This is a genomic window from Romboutsia sp. 13368 (assembly GCF_018336475.1).
Taxonomy (GTDB): Bacteria; Bacillota; Clostridia; order Peptostreptococcales; family Peptostreptococcaceae; genus Romboutsia.
Genome location: NZ_CP048741.1, coordinates 2,052,680 through 2,055,195, shown reverse-complemented (window position 1 = coordinate 2,055,195; position 2,516 = coordinate 2,052,680). Strand labels below are relative to the sequence as shown.

Below are 2,516 nucleotides of genomic sequence, written 5' to 3'. Positions count from 1 at the left end.
TCAGAGCGTAGACAAAGTCTACGCTCTTTTATTTTTGTCAATACTCTTTAYGAGGTGATAAATATGTTAACTATAAGAAAAGAAAATTTTAGAGAAGATGAAATAAATGTTATATTAGATGGATTAGTTCCTGMAAATCATTTAGTAAGAAAAATAGAAAATGCAATAGATTTTAGTTTTATTTATGATAAAGTAAAAGACCTATACTCTCCGTTAGGAGCTCCAAGCATAGATCCTGTTGTTTTAATAAAAATAGTTTTAATTCAATATTTATTTGGAATACCTTCAATGAGGCAAACAATTAGAGAAATAGAGGTAAATGTAGCTTATAGATGGTTTTTAGGTTACTCATTAACTGAAAAAATYCCTCACTTCTCAACATTCAATAAAAANNNGCAATAGAAGAAGATTTACCTGAAGAAGTAAAATTAGATATAGAAAATTCAATGAATATAAAGTATCTAAAGAAWAAAACAGAYAGTAAGTATGAAATAGCTTATGCACATTGTGATGGAACATATTCATATATATCCAAATCAGAAAATTTAAATGATGCTATTAATATATGTAAACAACAACAAAATAATAAATCAAGTGATATACCAGTAGTAATAAATGAAGATGGATTAATAGTTTATGCTACAGAAGGAATAGGTAGAATAGTAAAAATTATAAATGGAGCAGCTACAAATTCTGCAGATTATACAGTATATGTATATAAAAATGAAAATTTAACTTCACCAGAGCATACATATATAAATCATGCTTATATAGATGATGCACCTATTATAGAGGATTTAGGAAATATCGTAAAAGTTGAGGTAAGTGGATATACTGGATATATGAAAAAGCAAGAAGATGATGGAAGTTTAAATATAATAACAGTACCAATGAATCAAGTAAATAATTTAAGTCACTACACTGTAAATAGTAACAATGAATTAGTTCATGCTATAAGTTCAGATATTACATCAACACCAAAATATTCTTATCAAACCTTAGGACCTGCACCAAGTTTTATGACTCAAAATACAAAATACTATAGTTATGATGGAAATTATTTTTATACAGATATAAATCAATTAATATCAGATGCTAAATTAGAGAACCATAATAATGCTATAAATAGTAATAATCCTTATTATAACTATTATCAATATTTACCTGGAAGAAGTAAAACATCTTATACAGCAGGTGATATAAATAAATATTTTGAAGAGTATACTCCAAGTGATAGTTTACTTAGAAATACAGGTGACTATTTTATAAAGGCTCAAAATGAATATGGAACTAATGCAGCTTTATTAGTTGGTATAGCTATGAATGAATCTGATAGRGGAACTTCTAATTTAGCCAAAACTAAGTTTAATATATTTGGAGCAAATGCTAAGGATGGATATGTCGATGGTGCTGATAAGTTTTCTAGTATAGAAGAATGTATTATGAGAGTTTCAAATTACTCTTTTTCAAATGGATATTTTAATCCAAAATCTTGGAAGTATAATAGCTCATCATTAGGAAATAAAAGCATTGGTGCAAATGTCCGTTATGCATCAGACCCGTATTGGAGTGAAAAGGCTGTAAGTCGTATGTACCAAGTTGATAAATTCTTAGGTGGGGATACAGGTCTTAAAGATTATAATAGATATTTATTAGGTATGTATACTAATGAAACTAGTGTAAAAAATACTTCAAATAAAGAATTATATAGTATATTACAACAAAACACTAGAACAAAAAATACTTGCAAAGGACAAGTTGGAGATACAACTATTGTTTTAGRWGATAATAATGNAAAGTACTTATAATATACGACCTGAYAGAGTAGTTCCTATGACAGAAACAAATATAAATGGAGATGGAACTTATCTATGGGATAGATACGGTTCTGTAAGCAAAAATAATATAAAAATAATCAATGAACAATCAAACCCTAATACTGATTTTACTAATCATTGGGCAAAGTCTTATATAATTGATGGAATGAATAAAGGATGGATAGATACTACTAACGTTTTTAGTCCAGAAAACTTTATAACTAGAGCAGAATTTGTAAAAATTGTTAATAAAGCATTTAATTTTACTGAATTAAAAGATGAAACTTTTAAGGATGTAAATACTAGTGATTGGTTCTATGATGAAGTTAGAATAGCTGTGAAAGCAGGTTATATAAATGGAAGAAGTTATGACACTTTTGCTCCAAATGATCCAATAACTAGACAAGAAGCAGCTAAAATTATAGGATATATAACAAATAATATTGATTATAATTATACTAATATATCAAGTTTTAATGATGKTAGTTCAGTAGCACAGTGGGCTAAACCTTATGTTGAAGGTGTTTTAGRAGCTGGATATATGAATGGATATTCTGAGGATAATACTTTTAAACCAAGTAATAATATAAAAAGAGCAGAAGCTATTACTATTTTAAGCAGGGYYAAAAAYTAAATATATAAAAAAKAAGATACTAAAAAAYAATTTRRTATCTTATTTTTTTATATTTTAGTAAATAG

At 26.9% G+C, this 2,516-nt stretch carries 2 protein-coding genes and 1 pseudogene; all 3 read left to right on the top strand.

All coding sequences use genetic code 11. The features are described 5' to 3' along the window. Positions 1-63 precede the first annotated feature (63 nt). Positions 64-390, top strand: a pseudogene (locus tag G3997_RS08510) (transposase); the annotation flags it as partial. A 56-nt stretch (positions 391-446) separates the two neighbouring features. Next, positions 447-1,808: a glucosaminidase domain-containing protein gene (locus tag G3997_RS08505; RefSeq protein ID WP_296645362.1), complete on the top strand. Its 1,362-nt coding sequence runs from the start codon at positions 447-449 to the stop codon at positions 1,806-1,808. Between the two features lie 25 nt (positions 1,809-1,833). Continuing rightward, positions 1,834-2,451 (top strand): S-layer homology domain-containing protein, encoded by a 618-nt coding sequence (locus G3997_RS08500; protein ID WP_296645361.1) that lies wholly within the window; start codon positions 1,834-1,836, stop codon positions 2,449-2,451. Positions 2,452-2,516: the final 65 nt, after the last annotated feature.